22 protein-coding genes and 1 tRNA gene are annotated in these 17,254 nt (G+C 64.3%); 13 read left to right on the forward strand and 10 right to left on the reverse strand.

The window, feature by feature from the left end:
- The first annotated feature begins 24 nt into the window (after window positions 1-24).
- The 6 genes from PX52LOC_RS23730 (at window position 25) to PX52LOC_RS44060 (ending at window position 4,130) form a co-directional block, all read left to right on the forward strand.
- Entirely contained in the window at window positions 25-276 is a 252-nt protein-coding gene (locus tag PX52LOC_RS23730) for a hypothetical protein (protein ID WP_149112412.1), read from the forward strand.
- A 49-nt stretch (window positions 277-325) separates the two neighbouring features.
- Window positions 326-676 (forward strand): hypothetical protein, encoded by a 351-nt coding sequence (locus PX52LOC_RS23735; protein ID WP_246173452.1) that lies wholly within the window; start codon window positions 326-328, stop codon window positions 674-676.
- A 242-nt stretch (window positions 677-918) separates the two neighbouring features.
- Window positions 919-1,539, forward strand: coding sequence for a hypothetical protein (locus tag PX52LOC_RS23740; RefSeq protein WP_149112413.1), 621 nt, complete (start codon window positions 919-921; stop codon window positions 1,537-1,539).
- A 59-nt stretch (window positions 1,540-1,598) separates the two neighbouring features.
- Entirely contained in the window at window positions 1,599-2,561 is a 963-nt protein-coding gene (locus tag PX52LOC_RS23745; RefSeq protein ID WP_218575149.1) for a Holliday junction DNA helicase RuvB C-terminal domain-containing protein, read from the forward strand.
- A 41-nt stretch (window positions 2,562-2,602) separates the two neighbouring features.
- Window positions 2,603-3,052, forward strand: a complete 450-nt coding sequence (locus PX52LOC_RS23750; RefSeq protein ID WP_218575150.1) for a helix-turn-helix transcriptional regulator — start codon at window positions 2,603-2,605, stop codon at window positions 3,050-3,052.
- Window positions 3,053-3,230: 178 nt separating this feature from the next.
- Window positions 3,231-4,130, forward strand: coding sequence for a tyrosine-type recombinase/integrase (locus tag PX52LOC_RS44060; protein WP_218575151.1), 900 nt, complete (start codon window positions 3,231-3,233; stop codon window positions 4,128-4,130).
- A 106-nt stretch (window positions 4,131-4,236) separates the two neighbouring features.
- Here the strand turns inward: PX52LOC_RS44060 and PX52LOC_RS23760 are convergent, their stop codons facing one another.
- A complete protein-coding gene (locus PX52LOC_RS23760) occupies window positions 4,237-5,007 on the reverse strand; it encodes a hypothetical protein (protein WP_149112415.1) in 771 nt (256 codons plus the stop codon).
- Between the two features lie 170 nt (window positions 5,008-5,177).
- On the opposite strand from PX52LOC_RS23760, the gene PX52LOC_RS23765 reads away from it, so the two are divergent.
- The 4 genes from PX52LOC_RS23765 to PX52LOC_RS23780 all read left to right on the forward strand — a co-directional run bounded on the left by PX52LOC_RS23765 (window position 5,178) and on the right by PX52LOC_RS23780 (window position 7,006).
- Window positions 5,178-5,480 carry a hypothetical protein gene (locus PX52LOC_RS23765; RefSeq protein ID WP_149112416.1) on the forward strand — a complete coding sequence of 101 codons (303 nt, stop codon included), beginning with the start codon at window positions 5,178-5,180 and terminating at the stop codon, window positions 5,478-5,480.
- Between the two features lie 32 nt (window positions 5,481-5,512).
- Entirely contained in the window at window positions 5,513-5,986 is a 474-nt protein-coding gene (locus tag PX52LOC_RS23770) for a hypothetical protein (protein ID WP_149112417.1), read from the forward strand.
- A 97-nt stretch (window positions 5,987-6,083) separates the two neighbouring features.
- A complete protein-coding gene (locus PX52LOC_RS23775) occupies window positions 6,084-6,488 on the forward strand; it encodes a thioredoxin family protein (RefSeq protein ID WP_149112418.1) in 405 nt (134 codons plus the stop codon).
- Window positions 6,485-7,006: a hypothetical protein gene (locus PX52LOC_RS23780; protein WP_149112419.1), complete on the forward strand. Its 522-nt coding sequence runs from the start codon at window positions 6,485-6,487 to the stop codon at window positions 7,004-7,006. Before PX52LOC_RS23775 ends, PX52LOC_RS23780 begins: the two co-directional genes overlap by 4 nt.
- Window positions 7,007-7,208: 202 nt before the next feature.
- On the opposite strand, the gene PX52LOC_RS23785 is transcribed toward PX52LOC_RS23780, so the two are convergent.
- Genes PX52LOC_RS23785 through PX52LOC_RS23800 form a run of 4 tightly spaced genes read right to left on the reverse strand, consistent with a single transcriptional unit; the run spans window position 7,209 to window position 10,198 of the window.
- Entirely contained in the window at window positions 7,209-7,523 is a 315-nt protein-coding gene (locus tag PX52LOC_RS23785; RefSeq protein ID WP_149112420.1) for a hypothetical protein, read from the reverse strand.
- Window positions 7,513-8,460: a hypothetical protein gene (locus tag PX52LOC_RS23790; protein ID WP_149112421.1), complete on the reverse strand. Its 948-nt coding sequence runs from the start codon at window positions 8,458-8,460 to the stop codon at window positions 7,513-7,515. The genes PX52LOC_RS23785 and PX52LOC_RS23790 overlap by 11 nt, the downstream gene beginning before the upstream one ends.
- A 28-nt stretch (window positions 8,461-8,488) precedes the next feature.
- Window positions 8,489-9,319, reverse strand: a complete 831-nt coding sequence (locus PX52LOC_RS23795) for a hypothetical protein (protein ID WP_149112422.1) — start codon at window positions 9,317-9,319, stop codon at window positions 8,489-8,491.
- Between the two features lie 42 nt (window positions 9,320-9,361).
- Window positions 9,362-10,198: a hypothetical protein gene (locus PX52LOC_RS23800; protein ID WP_149112423.1), complete on the reverse strand. Its 837-nt coding sequence runs from the start codon at window positions 10,196-10,198 to the stop codon at window positions 9,362-9,364.
- A 252-nt stretch (window positions 10,199-10,450) separates the two neighbouring features.
- Here PX52LOC_RS23800 and PX52LOC_RS23805 point away from each other — a divergent pair, with 252 nt between their 5' ends.
- From PX52LOC_RS23805 to PX52LOC_RS23815, 3 genes are all read left to right on the forward strand, one after another.
- The gene (locus PX52LOC_RS23805; protein WP_149112424.1) at window positions 10,451-11,032 is read left to right on the forward strand and encodes an RNA polymerase sigma factor; all 582 of its coding nucleotides are present in this window, start codon (window positions 10,451-10,453) and stop codon (window positions 11,030-11,032) included.
- Window positions 11,029-13,239, forward strand: a complete 2,211-nt coding sequence (locus PX52LOC_RS23810) for a protein kinase domain-containing protein (RefSeq protein ID WP_149112425.1) — start codon at window positions 11,029-11,031, stop codon at window positions 13,237-13,239. Before PX52LOC_RS23805 ends, PX52LOC_RS23810 begins: the two co-directional genes overlap by 4 nt.
- Before the next feature lie 74 nt (window positions 13,240-13,313).
- Window positions 13,314-13,781: a DUF6717 family protein gene (locus PX52LOC_RS23815; RefSeq protein WP_178132567.1), complete on the forward strand. Its 468-nt coding sequence runs from the start codon at window positions 13,314-13,316 to the stop codon at window positions 13,779-13,781.
- On the opposite strand, the gene PX52LOC_RS23820 is transcribed toward PX52LOC_RS23815, so the two are convergent.
- From PX52LOC_RS23820 to PX52LOC_RS23840, 5 genes are all read right to left on the reverse strand, one after another.
- The gene (locus PX52LOC_RS23820) at window positions 13,738-14,205 is read right to left on the reverse strand and encodes a hypothetical protein (protein ID WP_149112426.1); all 468 of its coding nucleotides are present in this window, start codon (window positions 14,203-14,205) and stop codon (window positions 13,738-13,740) included. The two genes, PX52LOC_RS23815 and PX52LOC_RS23820, sit on opposite strands and share 44 nt — an antisense overlap.
- Window positions 14,206-14,638: 433 nt before the next feature.
- Window positions 14,639-14,709 (reverse strand) — tRNA-Gly (locus PX52LOC_RS23825).
- A 79-nt stretch (window positions 14,710-14,788) separates the two neighbouring features.
- A complete protein-coding gene (upp, locus tag PX52LOC_RS23830) occupies window positions 14,789-15,418 on the reverse strand; it encodes a uracil phosphoribosyltransferase (RefSeq protein ID WP_149112427.1) in 630 nt (209 codons plus the stop codon).
- Between the two features lie 16 nt (window positions 15,419-15,434).
- On the reverse strand, window positions 15,435-15,869 hold the full coding sequence (gene cdd, locus PX52LOC_RS23835; RefSeq protein WP_149112428.1) for a cytidine deaminase: 435 nt from the start codon (window positions 15,867-15,869) through the stop codon (window positions 15,435-15,437).
- Window positions 15,866-17,173 (reverse strand): thymidine phosphorylase, encoded by a 1,308-nt coding sequence (locus tag PX52LOC_RS23840; RefSeq protein WP_149112429.1) that lies wholly within the window; start codon window positions 17,171-17,173, stop codon window positions 15,866-15,868. Before PX52LOC_RS23840 ends, cdd begins: the two co-directional genes overlap by 4 nt.
- Between the last annotated feature and the right edge of the window lie 81 nt (window positions 17,174-17,254).

The raw sequence follows: 17,254 nt of genomic DNA on the forward strand, positions 1-17,254 counted from the left end.
CCCAACTCGACAGCGGAGCCTGCGATGGACGACTTGACGGAAACCGTCCGGCGTGAACGTCTCGTGGAAATCAACGCCCAGCCCGGCAGCCGAGAAGCGCTGGAGGCTGCTCACGGCACGGTCTGGACGACGCACGAACTGCGCACCGAGTTCGAGGTCATCGGCTTCATGGCCCCCGTGTGCGTCGTCCGGCGTCGGAGCGACGGGCGGAAGGGTTCGGTGTTCTTTCAGCACCATCCGAGGTTCTTCTTCAATTTCGTGCCGGACGGTCGGTAGGCCCGCAACCCGCTTGGAAACTTTTCCTTCAGCCTTTTGGAGAAGCATCGTGTTGAAAGCCCCATTCCGACTCCCGGACGGCTGGCTCGCCGCCTTCGGGTATCCCGGCTCCCGGCGCTTCGTCGCCCTGTATTGGGAGCCGTGTGGTGACGAATCTTGCTTCGATGATGGCGTGCATTCGGCCTGCGGCCTTTGCGACAACTGGCTGTACCTGAGTTTCAAGAGCCAACCGCACGTCCTGAAGTGGCTGGACGAACACGACATCCACCTGGGCGACTCGGAGCGACCCGCCCGTCACTGGATAGTGGCCGACGCCACGACCGGGGAAGTGTTCGTCGCCGAGCGACGGGCGGCGTTCGCCGTCGTCCACGAGCAGCGGTTTCCGGGAACGCCAGGGTGACGGAATCTTTTTCGAGTGTGAACTAGACCGGCTCGGCCCGGTCTACAAGCGGCGACAAAGCAACGGCCTCGCAAGTGTCTGCCGGAAGGCGTGCGTGCGTCGGCTTTAGGCACTTGTACCCAGGGTTCGGCAGCCCGCTGCGGAAGAGGAAGCCGGGGGCTGATCCGACACTGCGATGCGCCCGGCAGGGTGTGTTTGCCGGGCCACTTCTCCACCTGACGATCCTAACCCAGGAGACTGACATGACGACGACGTTGAAAAGGCGAGAGGTTGAAAGTTTCACCCTCGCCGACTTGGCCTCCATCGAGTCCATGAGTCGGAACAAGACAGGCGAAGTCATCAGCCCCCGCAGTTACCTCCTCGTCATGCACGCCTGCCTCGCCGAGAAGGGCGGCGTGATGGATCAGGCCGAATTGGAAGCCGACCTGATCTGGCATTTTTCGGGCGTCTGGGGGCCGGACGACCTACGGCTCCACGAGGCGACACGCCGCCCACGATGGCTGAACTACCTGGATTGGGCCAAGGTCGAAGGGGGCAAAGGCCGGACGAGAACTGCCGAAGGAAAACTGCTTCCCCGCATCCTCAACCGGCACGGGCGCAAGAACGGCCAACCCTTCACGGTCTTGGCTCTGGACATTCCCGATCTCGATCCGGCAACGATGGCTTGGCTACGAGCGAAGCCGATGCCGAAAGCGGGCTTCAAGAAGAAATGTGTCAGGTGCAGACGCAACAACCCGCTCGCAGCGAAGTCGTGTGAACGGTGTGGATCGCTCTTTCCCAAACAGGCGAGCCGCACGCACAAACTGCTCGACGCACCGCCACTTCAATCAGCGAAGGAGCGGAGCCGTCCGAGAACTTCTTGAGGGCGTGCTTCCGGCAGGCGAAGAAAGCACCGTAAGCGACCTCGTAACGGAGAACAAGCGTGTCGAACAGCGTCTCGGCCCGCCCCAGCGTGAACAGCCTCGTGGCCCCCACGCTGGATCACGTCATCGGGCAAAAGCAGGCGGTCGGGGTGTTGCGGACGGCCCTCGACGCCCACTTCCACGACCGCAGCAAGGCGACCGACGAGTTGGCCTTCCCACACCTGTTGCTAACCGGGCCGGGTGGTACGGGGAAGACGCTCCTGAGCGAACTGGTCGGCAGGGCCGTCGCCGGGAACTTTCATTCTGAACTCGCCCAAAACCTGAAGTCGCCCGAACACGTCCGGGGGCTGCTGATGATGTTGGAGCCGGGGGATGTCGTGTACTGTGACGAAATTCACGAGCTTCCCACCGCTTCCGCCATCGCTCTTTACAGGTCGCTGGAAGAGGGTTTGCTGTTCCTGGGCAAGAAGCACGTCGTCCAGTTGCCGCCGTTCTGCCTGATCGGGGCGACGACCCACGAACACCTTCTGGCCCCCAGCCTGCGTCAGCGGTTCCGCATCCTCTTGCGGCTCTCGCACTACTCCGACGAGGAGATGTTCGAGTTGTTGCGTCAGCGGGCGAAGCGGCTCGGCTGGGAGGTCGAAGACGACGCCGTTCGGCGGCTGGCGACCAAGAGCCGGGGGGTGGCGAGGCTGGGCGTGCGGCTGCTCGAAAGTTCCCGCCGCACGGCCTCCGCACAGGCCACCGACGCCATCACCGTCGGGCACGTCGAACGGATGTGCGAGGTCGAAGGCATCGACCCGCTCGGCTTCGACGCCATCGAACGCCGCTACCTGGAAGTCCTCCGGGACGGCGACGGCCCGGTGCGGCTGAATCTGATCCAGGCGGCGTTGGGCCTGCCCCGGCAGACGGTCGAGATGTTCGAGGAGGACTTCCTTCGCCTGGGCCTGATTTCCAAGTCGGACAAGGGGCGGATGCTCACCGCCAAGGGCTACGAGCATGTGGCCGGGACCGCCCCGTGAGGCAGAAAGTCCCTGTCCGATTTCACGCTGGAGGGTGAAGGATGTCCGTGCCTCAGACGACCGGAAGGGCGGTCGTTTCCGTCAGCGGATTGTGCCGCTTGTTGAAGATGTCTCGCAGCCAGTTTTACGTCCATGCGAAGCGGGGCACGTTCCATGCGCCCCTGTACCTCGCCACGACCAAGCGGCCCTACTTCACGGCGGCGATGGTCGAGGACAACCTGCGGGCAAGGGAAACCGGCGTCGGCGTCAACGGCGAGTACGTCCTGTTCTACGACCGACTTCCCCAATCCCCGAAATCCGAAGCGAAGCCGCCCAAACCGAACACGGCCTCCATGTTGGAAGGACTCGCCTCCTTCGGGCTGAAGGAGGTCACGAAGCACCAACTCGACGAGGCGGTGGCGGCGTGCTTCCCGACCGGAACGAACGGCCAGGATGAGGTCGCCGTCTTGCGGACGGTTTTCCGCCATCTGAAGCGTGCGGGGGTCGGCTGAGGTCTGGCCGGGCGCTGTCGGGACAACGAACGCCCTGTGTCGAGATGTCGTAGCTGATGGCGTGGAAGCCGTCGGAGTTCCCGATGATTTCGGGCCGAAGAGTGGCCGTGATCTTCACGAACAGTGCCACATGGTTGTTGAAAAGTGTTTGGAATCACTCACGAGAAGGACCATTATCTTGCATTCGACACAAACCACCGACGCCGGGATCGTCCCGGTGGCGACAACGGCCATGGTCGTCTCCCGACAGGCCGACTCCGACCACCATCTGATCGACCTCTGGCTTCACGGGCGAAGCCGACACACCCAACGGGCGTACCGCAAAGACGCCGAGCGGTTCCTCGAAGCTGTCGGGAAGCCGCTGAGGGCGGTCACGCTCGGCGACCTCCAGGACCACGCAAGCCGGTTGGCCGAGTCGGGGCTTCAGCCGCCGTCCGTCCACCGCAGGATGTCGGCGGTGAAATCTCTATTCGCCTTCGGGCATCGACTCGGCTACCTGCACTTTGATGTGGCCCGCCCGCTTCGGCTACCGGCACTCCGGGATGGCCTCGCCGACCGCATCCTGGAAGAAACCGACGTGCTGCGCATGATCGCCCTCGAAGCGATGCCCCGCAACAAGGCGATCCTCCAGGCGCTGTACGCCGGTGGTTTCCGGGTGGCGGAACTCTGCTCCCTGAAGTGGAGCGACCTTCAGGGCCGGGACGAGGGCGGTCAGATCACCGTGTTCGGCAAGGGAGCCAAGACCCGCACCGTGCTGATGCCCACGACCGTTTGGACCCACTTGCAAAACCTGCGGGGCGGGGCACGGGAGAGCGATCCGGTCTTCAGAAGTCGCAAGGGCGGGCATCTGGACGAGTCGCAGGTGTGGCGGATCGTTCGCCGGGCGGCGAGGCGGGCCGGGATCGGGAAGGCCGTCTCCTGCCACTGGCTGCGGCACGCCCACGCCTCCCACGCCCTCGACCGGGGCGCACCGATCCATCTGGTTCAGGCGTGCCTGGGGCACGCCTCGATTGCGACCACCGGGAAGTACCTGCACGCCCGCCCCAGCGATTCGAGCGGGCGGTATCTGCCGCTCTGAGGTTGATGAACGACGGCGGGCGGCGTCCGACGCTCTGGGAGCGCTCACTGCCCTTCCAGGCCAACGCTCGTCGTGACGACAACCGGAGGCCGGACGGGTGAAAGCCCTAATCGGACTTTCCGAGTTCCATGCGGCGTTGAGCGACACCCCGCACATATTTCTCCCACGCAGGCATCATGTCCTCGGCGGTAGCGATCCCGTCAATCGTCACGCCGTCGGGGTAGGGCCAGCCGCACCGCATCCGGGTCGTCGAACGGCCTCGGACGGTCCTCAACTCAGCCGAGTAGGATGCGGATCGAGTGCCTTCCAGCGTCAGGTAGAACTGAAACAACTTCTGCGAACACAGCTTCGATCTCTCGACGAGTTCCGGCAACGGGAGCGGGTTGGTTCGGACTTCGCACGTCAGCCTGTGCAGCACGAACGGGTCGGCGGGCAACGTGACGGGGAGTGGCATGAGCGGGTGGTCCGGGGCGACCTCATCGGAGGCCGAAAGCCCGGTGGGTTCGACCCAAATGCCTTTCGCAATCGCCTCCACGAACTCGTCGTGGAACGTGAAGAGGTAGTGGTGGTATTCCTCCAGCAGCGGCGTCTGGTAGTGGCCCCACTCGTACTCGTGCCGCTCTCGCAGCCAGCGGGACTCGACGACCTCGTAGACCCACGCCCCGTAATCGTCTGCCGGATAGGGAGCGTGTTCGCCACGGCAACAGCGGAGGGAGTCGAACCCTTCAAACATCACCCGCCCCCAGCCGGGGTCCACGTCCAAGGCGACGAGCTTGATGGGGAAGAAGATGGCGGTCAGCGGATGCCCGTATCGAACGACGGGGGACGCCACATCGTCTGCGGCGAGCGGAACCTCGACGGCGTGGGATTTCTCCATCTCAGCCACCCCCTCAGACGGCCTTCCGCACACGCCCAAACTGCCTGCCAATGTGTCGAGCGCCGCCTGCCCCGAACCTCGCCACACCGTCTACCAGAACGGGGGCGGTGCGGGAGTTTAGGCCATTGTACCCTGATTCCTTGTGGTTACTTGGCAGTACGAGAGATGACATGATCGCCGTGAACACGCCGAAGTTTCAGATGGGCAAAGTGGTCGCCACGCCGGGGGCGCTGGCCGCACTCGAAGAAGCCGGGCATAGTCCGTGGGTGTACTTGTCTCTGCACGTGGAAGCGAACTGGGGGACCGTGGACGCCGACGACAAAGCGGCCAACGACAACGCCCTGCGTGACGGCAGCCGAATTCTGTCTGCGTACCGGCTCAACACCGGAGAGAAGATTTGGATCATCACCGATGCCGAGGACGATCACGGCCACCGTCAATCCACGACGATCCTTCTGCCCGACGAATACTGACCCCACGCTCGATGCCCGGAGAAGGAACGCCCGTGAAACGTCACACGATCCACACCGACCTGTTCGACCTCGCCCGATTCGTCGATGGCATCGTTCAACTCTGGGACGATCCCGAAATCGCCTTCGCCTTAGTGGAAGGCAAGTACGCCGACTTCGGTACGCTCTGCCTGGGTGACGCCGCCGACGCCACCGGGGATACCCCGCTCGAATGGCTTCACGCCGGGCACACGCTCTTCGGCCAGTTCGCCCGCAGAGACGACGACCGCTACACGCTCCCCGGCGGCGAAGTGCTTGACGTTTCCGACGTGGGTGACGAGGACGACACCCTGCTCGACGAGTCTTCGACCTACGGGTTCTTGGTGCGGGTGCAGGGCGGCCAACTGCGGATCGAGTCGGCGGTTCTTCAGGACAGCACCGGCGAATGCCTCGTGACCGCTGTGGATGATGCGGGTGTGTTCGAGGAGAAGATGACGGCGTTCGTGCGGTCGATGGTGAGGAAGGGCTGACTTGAAGGGCGGGTCCAGCGCCTCACGCAAGCTGCACATGCCTTCCGAGAAGTGCGCCTCACCGTCGGCGACGACGGCCTCATCCACGGACGACCCCATGCACCGCATCGAACGCCTCGCCGCCGACAACTTCGAGCGGCGTGTTCTCTCGTCGCCGATTCCCGTCGTGCTTGCGTTCGGCGGGGACCATTGCGGCCCGTGCCGTCTGCTCGAACCCGTCTTGGTCGAGTTGTTTCCCGCTATCGAAGGGCGGGTGCGGGTCTTGAAAGTGGATGTGCGGGCCGACAGCGAGTTGGCGACTCGGCTCGGCATCGTCGCCCTGCCCACCATCAGCTTCTTCCGCCACCGGCGGGAGGAGTGCCGGTTGGTCGGCCTCCAGAACCGGGAGCGGTTGTTGGAGGCGGTGCTGGGCGTGTTACCGCCCTTGCACCGTGAACTTGATCCTCACTTCCAGGTCTACCCGGTGGGACTACCGCCGAACACCGACCTGAGCAAGCCATGACCGACCGACGATTCGCCGTCGATTTTACACTCGCCCACCCCACTGCCGAACCGGACGTGATCGCACCGCTCGTCGAGACGCTGCGCCTGAAGGCCATTGACCTCGGCTTCCTTCATGTGAGTGAACTCTTCACCTTGAAGGACGAGGCCGACCTCTTCACGTCCGATTACGGGCATCGCTTCTTCACATTGGACACGGGGCCGACCCGCATTCCGTCTGCCGTTTGTTACTTCACCTGTGCGCTGCCGGACGACGGCCCCGCCGAAATCGGCGTGGAGCGCCTGCCGACCGAAGTGGAGTGCGACGAGTTTGTCATCCAGGGCGGGATGCTCGAATGGTGGAAGTGCGGGGCGGTCAGGACTCGTGAATTGCGGCGGCTGTCGAAGCTGCTGTACTTCGCCGCCGAACTCGGCTTCGAGTCGTCCCTGACCTTCGCCGGGCTGACGCTCGACTACCGACGGGTCGCTGGGAAGGTCGAGGTCCAGCAGACGTGGGACACGGTTGCGGTCGCCGATTGACGTGCCGCTGTCACCACGAGTTGGATTTTCGGCGGCGGGTGTTACGAAGTTAAGATCATCGAAATCGACTTGCGATTCCCCTCATTTTCGGTTCCATCCGCCCCGGTCCCCCTACCTCATCGGACTCTTTTCTTACTTGGGACTCCTGCCGATTTCTGCACGTTTCGGGTTCCCGCCGGGACCGGCCACATCCACAACCCGATCAGCCGGGGGACTTCACGACGACCGGGCACGGCGGGACGAATTCGTCTTCCAATGCATCGACCCGCCGCTGGAGTGCGAGGCGGGCTTCTTCACCTTCCCTCAACAGCAGATCGGCCTGTTCGAGTTGCGTCCGCAAGTCCTCGATCCGGTCGTCCCGTAGCAGCAACTCGTCCTCGCACTCCCGCAACTCGGCCTCAAGTTCGGCCACCCGTCGGTGTGCCGCAACGAGATCATCCGTGACGAACGACGGGGAGATCGGATCGGCAGCGGTCACGTCGGGCACGCCCCGTTCCACCGGCGGGTCACTCGCCATTGTCGAACTCTTCCAGTCGTCGCTCGGCGAGTTCGAGTTTCCGCTGGTAGAACGTGGCCCGTTGGAAGTCCTGCTGCCGCTCGGCGATCTGAACGGAACGGCGTAGCGTCTCGATGTTGTCCACGAGGACGGCCCGGTCCTCGGCCCGCCGTTCCGCTGCCGACTTCTGGAGTCCGCTGCCCAGGAAGAGCCGCCCGAACCAGCCCCGTGGATCGACCCGCTGCGGGGTGTTGCGGTGATTCAGCACGCCCGCCTTCGTGCCGTGCGAGGTCCGGCAGTGTGGGCAGTCCACCGATTCGTCGCTCGCCACACCCGTGAGGTTCAGGGGCTTCCCGCAGTGGGCACAGTCGCCGTAGAGCGGATCGTTTCGGGCATTGGTTCCGTGATCGGCGCTCGAAGCCTCGTGCTTCGCAAGAACCGCTTTCGCCCGTTCGAGTACGTCGGTAGCCTCGGCAGCCTGAGCCGCTGCTTCGGCCTTGTAGTTGTCGTCGGAATCGTGGGCCGAGAGGAAGGCGATGGCCTGCTGCTGGTCGAACCGGAACCCGCACTTCGGGCACGCCATCGCCACGGTGGTGTTCTGCCACTCCACCCAGATGAGCGTCTTGCACTTCGGGCAGGGGGCATCGCCGCTGAAGACAGTGTGTTCCGGCCCGGTCTGTTTCTTCTTTTCACAGGCACGGGCGTGGTGCGGGATGGACGCCTTCTTCTTCGCCACCTTCTTCGCCACGTCTTGGTCGCCGATCCCGGACGCCTTACCCGGTCGTGAGCGGTCCACGTTTACCCCCATGTTCCTGGTGACGGAACCGTTACAGCCTTGGGGCGACAACACCGCCGCCTCGGTTGCGGCCCCGGCTTGTGTGACTTCGAGGCGGTCGATCACGGGGTAAGACCGGCGAACCGGCTCGTAGTTCACGGTCGCTGGCGGAATGCGAAACACGACACCGACCGGCTCCGGTGGAGCGGAGTCATTCCTTGAAGAACGTCTTCGCCCAGCCCTCGTCGGGGACGCCGGAAATCACGAGTGACTTGAACATCACGCCGCCCTGACCGCCGAGCAGTTCGACGTGGCCCGCCGTGACGCCCTCGACCTTCCCGGCGATCTCGTGGTCGCCGAACTTCGCCGACGCCTTCGACTCGGTGATGAGCAACACGACGGGTACGAGCCGTTTCTCGAAGCTGACCCTGCCGAAGTGCTTCTCCCCGATCTGCGTTTCTTTCTGGAGAAGTTTCAGCCGATTCCCGTTCCACTCGTCGATGGCGACGGACGTGCCTTCCGTGGTCCGCATAAACGGTTTCCGAACGTCGAACGGCACGTTTTCGACCGCCACGCTCCCAGTGACTTTCATCGTCTTGAACTTGGCGACGTGCTGAATCCCGTCGGCGGGGCCGACCCGGAGTGTCAACTGCTTCACTTCCGGCTTGGCGTCCCCCAGATCGAAGTCCTTCAACTGCTCCTTCTCCTTGAAGTCGTACACCAGGGTGAGTTCGCCGGTCTTGGCGTTGAATGCCGCTTTCCCGGCAAACTTCTTCTTGAGCGCCGCCGGGGTGATGAGCTTGACGAGATCGGCGTCCGCCTTCGCCTTCCCGCCGTCGTTCTTCGCAGCGGGCAGCAGCTTCTCCAGGTCGGCGATGGCCTTGGCGATCTTGTCCTTGTCCTCCTTCTTCTCGACCTGGGCCTTGCGAGCTTCGAGGACCGTGATCGCCTCCCTGACGGCCTCCTCGCCTGGAGTGTCGTCGGCCCACGCACCGCCCAGCCCGACAGCCGCCACCACACACGCCAGCAACACCTTTCGCATTTCAAGTCTCCCGTGATTGGTTCTGGACTGGTTCCGCCGAGGTCACTTCTTCGGGTTGTCGAGCGCCCGTTTCATGTTTTCGACAATCGACCTCGACCGCTTATCGTGAACGGTGAGGACGACGGTTCGCCCGCTCCCGTCGATGGCGTGAACGAAGCTGACGACCGTGTACAGGCCGTCGTCCGTCTCCCAGATCGCCAACCCCATGTTGTCTTTCTTCTTGGAGCGGTAATCTTCGTCCGGCTCGCCGAGCCGTTGGACGATCTGGGCGTAACTGAGTTTTTGCAGGTCTTCCGCCGTCGCCGCCGACTTGTCACCCTTCGTGCCGCCACCCTGCTTGCCGCCTTGCTTCCCTTCCTTCTCCAACCACTCGTCGAGTTCCTTGTCTTCAGCCTTCAGTTCCTTGCGGGCAGCGGCCAAGATCGGTGACGCTTCCGGCGAGCTACAGACGGGCAGAATCTCTGCCCGAAGCGACTTCACGGCGACTTCTTTGGCGAGCGTTTTGTTCTTCTTCCGGTCCACGGCCACGTCGATGACCCGCCCGTACACCCTCGCCATCACCGCCTTGTCCGGCAGCGGTTGCGGGGCGTTCACCACGACCATGTACTTCTCGAAAGCGTCGTCGTACTTCTTCTTGGCGGCAGATTTTGCTTCGATCTTCGCCTCTTTCACCCCCTGAACGGCGGCGTCCCAGAGGGCGTCGCCGTCCGTCACGGCCTGTTTGAGCCTGCCCGCTTCCTCCGGGGTGAGGGATTGGGCCACGTTGCCGCCTTTGGAGTCCGGTGCGGCGGGGGGCGATGTCTGGTCCTTCTTCCCGCAACCGGCCATCAGCCCAACCGCCAGCAGGAGCAATCCCCCTGACATGCTTCTCGTTCGCACGGCGTTCCTCTCCCGTTGATTCGTGAACCTCACCGCCCCGCCACGGTCTTCCGGGGGGGTCGCCGAGGGTGCGTAATCAGCCGTGCGAGGGTCGGCCCGGAAACGGGCCACGAAACCGCAAGGAATTTTTCTGGCCCCATCCGTCCGTCGCTCTCGCACGGCTGATTAGCCAGTCCTTGCGGCGGCGGGTCGGCCTTCCCACCCTCGTAAATTGAGCAGAATCACCGACTTGCTCAGGCCGAGGGGCGGGAAATGCCGGGTTCGGACACGCAACTGCAACTGGTGATCGACCGGCTGGTGGCCGGGGACGAAGCGGCCCGTAGCGCCCTGCTCGACCACGCCTGCGACCGGCTCCTGCTCCTCACCCGCAAGATGTTTCACGCTTACAGGGACTTGCGGCGGTGGGAGCAGACCGATGACGTGTTCCAGACCGCCATGCTGCGGCTGCACCGGGCCTTGTCGGACGTGAAACCCGAATCCGTGCGGCACTTCTTCAACCTGGGGGCGGTCATGATCCGACGCACCTTGCTCGATCTGGCGAAGCACCACTTGGGGCCGCACGGCCAAGGGGCCAACCACCACACGGACGGCAAGGGCGGTGCGATGAACGACAGGGCCGAGCAGCCCGAAGACCTCGAAGGGTGGTCGGCCTTCCACGCCCAGGTCGAGGGGCTGCCCGACGAGGAACGTGAAGTCGTCGGCCTGCTCTACTACGAGGGACTGACCCAGGAGGAGGCGGCACACGTCTTGGGAGTGGGCCTGCGGACGGTGAAACGCCGCTGGCAGTCGGCCCGCTTGCTGTTGAGGCAGCGGTTGAACGAGGAATCATCATGACGACCGACGATACCCTGGCCGAGTTGCTGTTGCGGTGGGAGGAACTGCACGAGCAGGGGCGGGACGTACCCGCCGAGGAGTTGTGCCGGGACTGCCCGCAACTCGCCGCCGCCCTCGCCGACCGCATCCGGGCCTTGCGGGTGACGGCATGGATGGACGGGCCGGACGACGACGGCGGAACGCCCCCCGACCCGCCCGATCCCAACCCACCATCGACCCTCGCCGGGCGGTATCGCCTGGACGAGAAGGTCGCCGAGGGCGGGTTCGCCGAAGTCTGGAAGGGGTTCGACCTGGAGTTGCGGCGGGCGGTGGCGGTGAAGATGCCGAAGCCGGGCCGGTTGCACTCGACCGAGCGGTTCCTGGCCGAAGCCCGGCGTGTCGCCCGGCTGAAGCACCCCGGCGTTGTGCCGGTGTTCGACGTGGGCCAGGAACGTGAATCGTGCTTCATCGTCTCGGAGTTCGTGGAGGGCGGCAGTCTCGCCGACCGCATCGCCACTAACCGCCCGATGGCGAACGACGCCGCCCGCATGGTGGCCGAGGTCGCCGAGACGCTGGCCTACGCCCACCGGCAGGGGTTCGTCCACCGGGACATCAAGCCCGGCAACATCCTGCTCGACCACCACGGGCGAGCGTTGTTGACGGACTTCGGCATCGCCCACTCGCCGGACGAGGGCACGGACGGCGGCAGCTTCGGCACGCTGGCGTACATGAGTGCCGAGCAGGTCGAGGGGAAGCCGGTCGATCACCGCACCGACATCTACGGCCTGGGCGTCGTCCTCCACGAACTGCTCACCGGCTACCTGCCTTACAAAGCTGACGATCCCGTGCAACTGCGGCGGCTGATCGTGGCGGGCGGCGTGGCGAGCATTCCCGGCGTGTCCAAGGAAGGTGAAGGCGTCTGTCGGAAGTGCCTGAGCCGGAACCCCGCTGACCGCTACCAGGACGCCGCTGAACTCGCCCAGGAACTTCGCCGGACGGCCTTCACGTTACGCCCGGCCCGGATCAGCCAGCGCCTACTGGCCCTCGTCGTGGTCGCCTTCATCGGCCTGATCGGGTTCTTCGCCGTGAGGCCCGTCCTCGACCGGAACCAGTCGCCGGTGGCGGAAGCGAAGGCCACCCCGCCGAACGAGAAGCGGGCCGTCGAGTGGGTCTATTCGGTCGGCGGGACCGTCAACGACACCAAGCGGATCGACCAGCTTGCCGAGCCGTGGGCGGTGCGGTCGGTGTACCTGCACCGGGACCGCTGCGACGGCAAGGTGACGGACGCTGGGTTGGCCCAACTGGAGGGATTACCCGATCTCGACACCCTGAACCTGGGCGGGGCCAAAATCGACGGCAGCGGCGTGGCCCATCTTCGAGACTCAAAGAAGCTGAAGTGGCTCAGTCTGGAATGCACGCAGGTTGACGACGCCGGGGTGGTGAACCTCGCCGGGTACTCGGAACTGGCGTACCTGAACCTGCTCTCCACGCCGGTCACGGACGCCGCCGTCGATGTTCTGGCAAAACTGTCCCGGCTGGAGATGGTCGTCGTGTCCGGGACGAAGATGACCGAGGCGGGGGTCGAGAAGTTGCGGAAGGCACTGCCGTCGTGCCGGGTCGTGATGGACGTGAAGGCGGGGTTGAAAGCCCTGTCGGAGTTGGGGGAACTGCACTTCGGCAAGCAGGAGTGGGACAAGGCCGCAGCGGTGTTCACCGAGGCGATCAATCTCGACCCGCAGTGTGCCGAGGCGTACCACCGGCGGGCCGGGTGCAGCTACAACACCGGCAAGTTGAAGGAGTCCTTGCCGGACTTCGACACGGCGGCTCGATTGGACCCGAAGAACCCTGAAGTCTACAAGAACCGTGCGTTCGTGTACTTGAGGCTGCTACGGGTGGACGAGGGGCTGGCCGACCTGACGCACGCCCAGGAACTCGACCCGGCTCACCCGGAACGGTATCGCCAGCCGATGAGCCTGGCGCTGGCCCAGCGGGGCGTGGTCAAGGCCCAAGCGAACAAGGTGGACGAGGCCATCGCCGACTTCGGTGAGGCGCTGCGGCTGGACCCGAACAACGCCGAGCTTTTCGACAAGCGTGGCAGCCTGCACTTCAACCGGAAGCACTTCAACGAAGCCGTTGCCGATTTCACCGAGGCCGTTCGGCTCGACCCGAAGACACCCTCCTACCGCCTTCACCTGGAAATGAGCCGGAATCCGCCGAACCCGAAGTGACCGTGAACCGAGATCGGGATCGGCGGTCTTTCTTGCTGGTAAACAGTCGCACTTGCCCGCCGAGGAGCCAGCAAATGAAAACGTTGACGCTGTACCCGTACCTGATCGGGCACACTTGGGTCTTCGACGATGTGCGCACGAACTTGAAGGAAGAAGCCTTCGTGCTGGGGTCGTCCGAAGTGTTGACACGGCTGGTCGGAGAGAAGAGAATCCCTGACGCCGGGAGGGGCTTCACGCTTCATTTCGCCGACGAGCCGTTCGTCGGGTTCGATGCGGAGCTTCGCTGGCTGCGGTCGGACGACGCCCAGGTGGTTCCGGGGCAGGACGGGAGTGCGTCCCAGGTCGCCGGGAACTGGTACGGCGGGGTGGTCGCTGGCGAACGGATGGAGGGGTGGCTGTGCCCGGCGTTGGGCCTTTACTTCGGCGCTGCACCCGCTCGCATCTTCGTGAGGGCCGAGTCGCTGCCGCCCGGCGTCGATCCAGTGTGGCACGTCAACGTCACCGATCTTCCGCCCCGTCGGTTCGTCTCGGCGGTCGAATGACCTCGTGGATCGTGTCGATGATCTCGACCGTTTCGGAGCTGGGAACCGGATCGAGTCGGACGCACAGCACCAATTTCTCGCCGTCGCAACTCCCCTTCAGCACCAGCATGGGACCACCGTACTCGCTCTGGTTGTGGCTTGCGACGGCCATCTGTTCGATCACCAGCCCCGGCACGGCGAACAGACCGCCCCGCACGAGGTCGGTGAAGGCGAAGGTGAACGGCGTCCAGACCGTCCTTCCGTCCTCTTCGCCGCCGTAGACCTCTTGGTGGACGGGAGCGGCGAACAGCCGCCACAGGCGATGATCTTCGTCGAAGCCGCTGGTCAGGCTGACGTGGGAGCCGGGACCGTGGTGCTGCCAGTTCTGTTCGACGGCTCGGTGGATGCGGTGGAGCCAGGGAGGGCGTGGTTGTTCGGCGGGCAATCGTGATCCCCTGGGGCGGTTGTGCGCACGCAGGTAGACCGGCTCACGTCGGGTTGGTTCATGGACCTCAGAAGAGAAGCGGAAGAAATGACCGCTCCTGGGCGTCAAGCCGTGGCGTGTACCGTCGTACCCGATCAGGATCGAAGTTCGAGAGCGAAAGGCCGAGGGGGCAATTGGGTCGTCAGAGCGGTCGTGGCCGGTCACTTACGATAGGATACCGCCAGCGGTCGGTCGGCGTCCCGAACGTGCAGGCAAGTTGCAGGCAAGTTGCAGGCAAGTTCGGGATGGGGGTGACGAGTATGCGAGGGTTGAAACCGTCAGTCGGTGGCGATTTCGTTCCCGTTTGCGCCCCCGGATTTGCCTGCAAATCTGCCTGCAAAAACTGCCTGCATATAGACGTGTCGCAAGTGCTTATTCTGCAAGGGCTTACAAGAGCGGGATACGAGAGTCGAACTCGTCTCACAGCCTTGGGAAGGCTGGGCACAACCGATATACCAATCCCGCAACACCTACGATCTTAGCGACGGCCGTCGCCGACGCAAGATGTCTTTCCTCGAGTAGACGCATGAAGCTTCGCCGAGGTTCACGCCGTGCCGAATTGGCGGTCGCCGGCGTCGCCGAGGCCGGGGATGATATAGCCGATCTCGTTCAAGTGCGAATCGATTGCGGCCAGGTGGATCGGCACGTTGGGGTGCGCCGCTTGTAGGGCTGCAACGCCTTCCGGGGCGGCGATCAGGCCGATGAACTTAATCTGCGGCGTGCCGGCGAGTTTGAGCAGGCGGATGGCTTCGACGGCCGAACCGCCGGTGGCCAGCATCGGGTCGAGGACGAAGGCCATGCTCATGTCCGGCTTCGGTGGGAGCTTGTTGTAATACGTCACCGGCTGGAGCGTGGCGTGGTCGCGGTAGAGGCCGATGTGCCAGACACTCGCTTCGGGAAGCGCATCCAGCATCGCGTTGGCCATCCCGAGGCCGGCTCGCAAGACCGGCACGAGGCCGATCTTCTCCGCCAACTCGCGGCCCTCACACTCGACCAGCGGCGTGACGACGCGGGTGGGGCGAAGCGGCACGTCGCGCGTGGCCTCGTAGAAGAGCACCTGCGAAATCTCGTACACCAACTGCCGGAACTCGCTCGGCAGAGTGGTGCAACTCCGCAGTTTCGCCAGCTTGTGGACCAGCAGCGGGTGTGTCGAAACCTGCGGGGATGGGGCCATGCGGAATCCGCCTGCGTTAACTGATGCCGGGCCGGGAGATCGAACTGCCGCCGAGCTTCTTGCCCAGGAACCGGCCGTCGAAAGGGAGGGGGAGGAGGTCGCCGAGTTTGTAGCAGACCATCTGTTTCTTGTGGTTGAGTAAGAACACTTCCACGTCGCCGCAGAGTTCCCACAGGAATTGTCGGCACGCGCCGCACGGCGGGGTGAGTTCGTCGGTTTCCACGAACACGGCGATGCGGGTGAACTTCCGCGAGCCATCCGAGATCGCCTTGCAGACAGCGACCCGCTCGGCACAAATGGTCAGGCCGTAACTGGCACTCTCGACGTTGCAGCCGGCGTAGATGATGCCGTCCACGGCCTGCACGGCGGCCCCAACTTTGAAGCCAGAATACGGGGCGACCGCCTTGTTGCGGGCGGCGGCGGCGGCAATGAACAGTGGGTCGGCGCTCATGTCACTTCTTCCAGAATCAGAGGCAACTCCGAGGGCGACCCGGTGGTGAGAGTGTACGCGGAATGCAACTGGGGGAGTATCGGGTGAAACCGTGATTCGTCGCGGTAGTGGACCGTGAAGACGGCATCCCCGACACGAACTTCCTCACCGGGCTTGGCCCGCACGATAACGCCAACGGCTGGGTCAATTGTATCCTCAGATCGTGCCCGCCCGCCACCGAGTTTCATACTCGCCAGCCCGATTGCCTCGGCGTCCAGGCTCACAATCACACCAGCGGAGGTCGCCGTCACGTCATGCGTCTTCGGTGCGGTCGGCAGTCGGGTATAGTCGTCCACGACTCGCGCATCACCGCCCTGTTGGGCCACCATCTGCCGGAAGGCTTCGACGCCCTGCCCGGAGGTCAGGGCGTTGGTGACTTTCCGCTCGGCTTCGGCCAGAGTTTTTACGACGCCCGACAGCTGCACCATGCGAGCGGCGAGGTTCACGGACAACTCCGTCAGGTCGGCGGGGCCGTTCCCCTTCAGTGCCTCAATCGACTCGATGACTTCCAGCGAATTGCCGACGGCCCGGCCGAGCGGAGCGTCCATTGCCGTGATGACCGCCTCGCACCGGAGGCCGTTCAACTTCGCCACCTTCACGATTGTGTTCGCGAGGGCACGGGCCTTCTCGCGGGTTTTCATGAACGCGCCGCGGCCGCACTTCACGTCCATCACCAACCCTTCGATTCCTTCCGCGAGCTTTTTGCTCAGGATCGACGCCGTGATGAGCGGGATGCACTCCACCGTGCCGGTCACGTCGCGCATCGCGTAGAGTGTCTTGTCGGCCGGGGCCACGTCACGGGTTTGCCCGATCATGCCGATGCGAACGGCCCGCACCGCCGTGCGGAACTCGGCTTCACTGAGGTTCACGCGGAAGCCGGGGATCGCTTCGAGTTTGTCCAGCGTGCCGCCGGTATGCCCCAACCCGCGGCCGGACATCATCGGCACGTTCACACCACACGCCGCCACGAGTGGGGCGAGAATGAGTGAGGTCTTGTCGCCGACGCCGCCGGTGCTGTGCTTGTCCACCTTCGGGCCGGGGATGTCGGACAGGTCGAGGCGCTTGCCGGAGTCGGTCATCTCGCGCGTGAGGACCACCGTTTCCTCGGCGGACATGCCCTTCAAATAGATCGCCATGAGCAGCGCGGATAGCTGCGCGTCCTGCCAACCGCTGCCGGACGCGGCGGCCGTGACGAAGGAACGAATCTCCTCAGCCGTGAGTTCGTGCCCGTCGCGCTTGCGGCTAATCACATCGACCGGACGCATACCTTCCCCCGAAGCCACCGAACGACTTTGTACCCGGAAGCGGCCGTGGCTACAATTCAATCCTTCCACACCCGCACACAA

It is taken from the genome of Limnoglobus roseus (genome assembly GCF_008254045.1).
Lineage (GTDB): Bacteria > Planctomycetota > Planctomycetia > Gemmatales > Gemmataceae > Limnoglobus > Limnoglobus roseus.

Bases quoted from the DNA above. Each gene is read 5' to 3' on its own strand.
- PX52LOC_RS23730 (WP_149112412.1), top strand. From the start codon at position 25: ATGGACGACTTGACGGAAACCGTCCGGCGTGAACGTCTCGTGGAAATC.
- PX52LOC_RS23740 (WP_149112413.1), top strand. From the start codon at position 919: ATGACGACGACGTTGAAAAGGCGAGAGGTTGAAAGTTTCACCCTCGCC.
- PX52LOC_RS23750 (WP_218575150.1), top strand. From the start codon at position 2,603: ATGTCCGTGCCTCAGACGACCGGAAGGGCGGTCGTTTCCGTCAGCGGA.
- PX52LOC_RS23760 (WP_149112415.1), bottom strand. From the start codon at position 5,007: ATGGAGAAATCCCACGCCGTCGAGGTTCCGCTCGCCGCAGACGATGTG.
- PX52LOC_RS23765 (WP_149112416.1), top strand. From the start codon at position 5,178: ATGATCGCCGTGAACACGCCGAAGTTTCAGATGGGCAAAGTGGTCGCC.
- PX52LOC_RS23775 (WP_149112418.1), top strand. From the start codon at position 6,084: ATGCACCGCATCGAACGCCTCGCCGCCGACAACTTCGAGCGGCGTGTT.
- PX52LOC_RS23780 (WP_149112419.1), top strand. From the start codon at position 6,485: ATGACCGACCGACGATTCGCCGTCGATTTTACACTCGCCCACCCCACT.
- PX52LOC_RS23785 (WP_149112420.1), bottom strand. From the start codon at position 7,523: ATGGCGAGTGACCCGCCGGTGGAACGGGGCGTGCCCGACGTGACCGCT.
- PX52LOC_RS23795 (WP_149112422.1), bottom strand. From the start codon at position 9,319: ATGCGAAAGGTGTTGCTGGCGTGTGTGGTGGCGGCTGTCGGGCTGGGC.
- PX52LOC_RS23805 (WP_149112424.1), top strand. From the start codon at position 10,451: ATGCCGGGTTCGGACACGCAACTGCAACTGGTGATCGACCGGCTGGTG.
- PX52LOC_RS23810 (WP_149112425.1), top strand. From the start codon at position 11,029: ATGACGACCGACGATACCCTGGCCGAGTTGCTGTTGCGGTGGGAGGAA.
- PX52LOC_RS23815 (WP_178132567.1), top strand. From the start codon at position 13,314: ATGAAAACGTTGACGCTGTACCCGTACCTGATCGGGCACACTTGGGTC.
- upp (WP_149112427.1), bottom strand. From the start codon at position 15,418: ATGGCCCCATCCCCGCAGGTTTCGACACACCCGCTGCTGGTCCACAAG.
- cdd (WP_149112428.1), bottom strand. From the start codon at position 15,869: ATGAGCGCCGACCCACTGTTCATTGCCGCCGCCGCCGCCCGCAACAAG.
- PX52LOC_RS23840 (WP_149112429.1), bottom strand. From the start codon at position 17,173: ATGCGTCCGGTCGATGTGATTAGCCGCAAGCGCGACGGGCACGAACTC.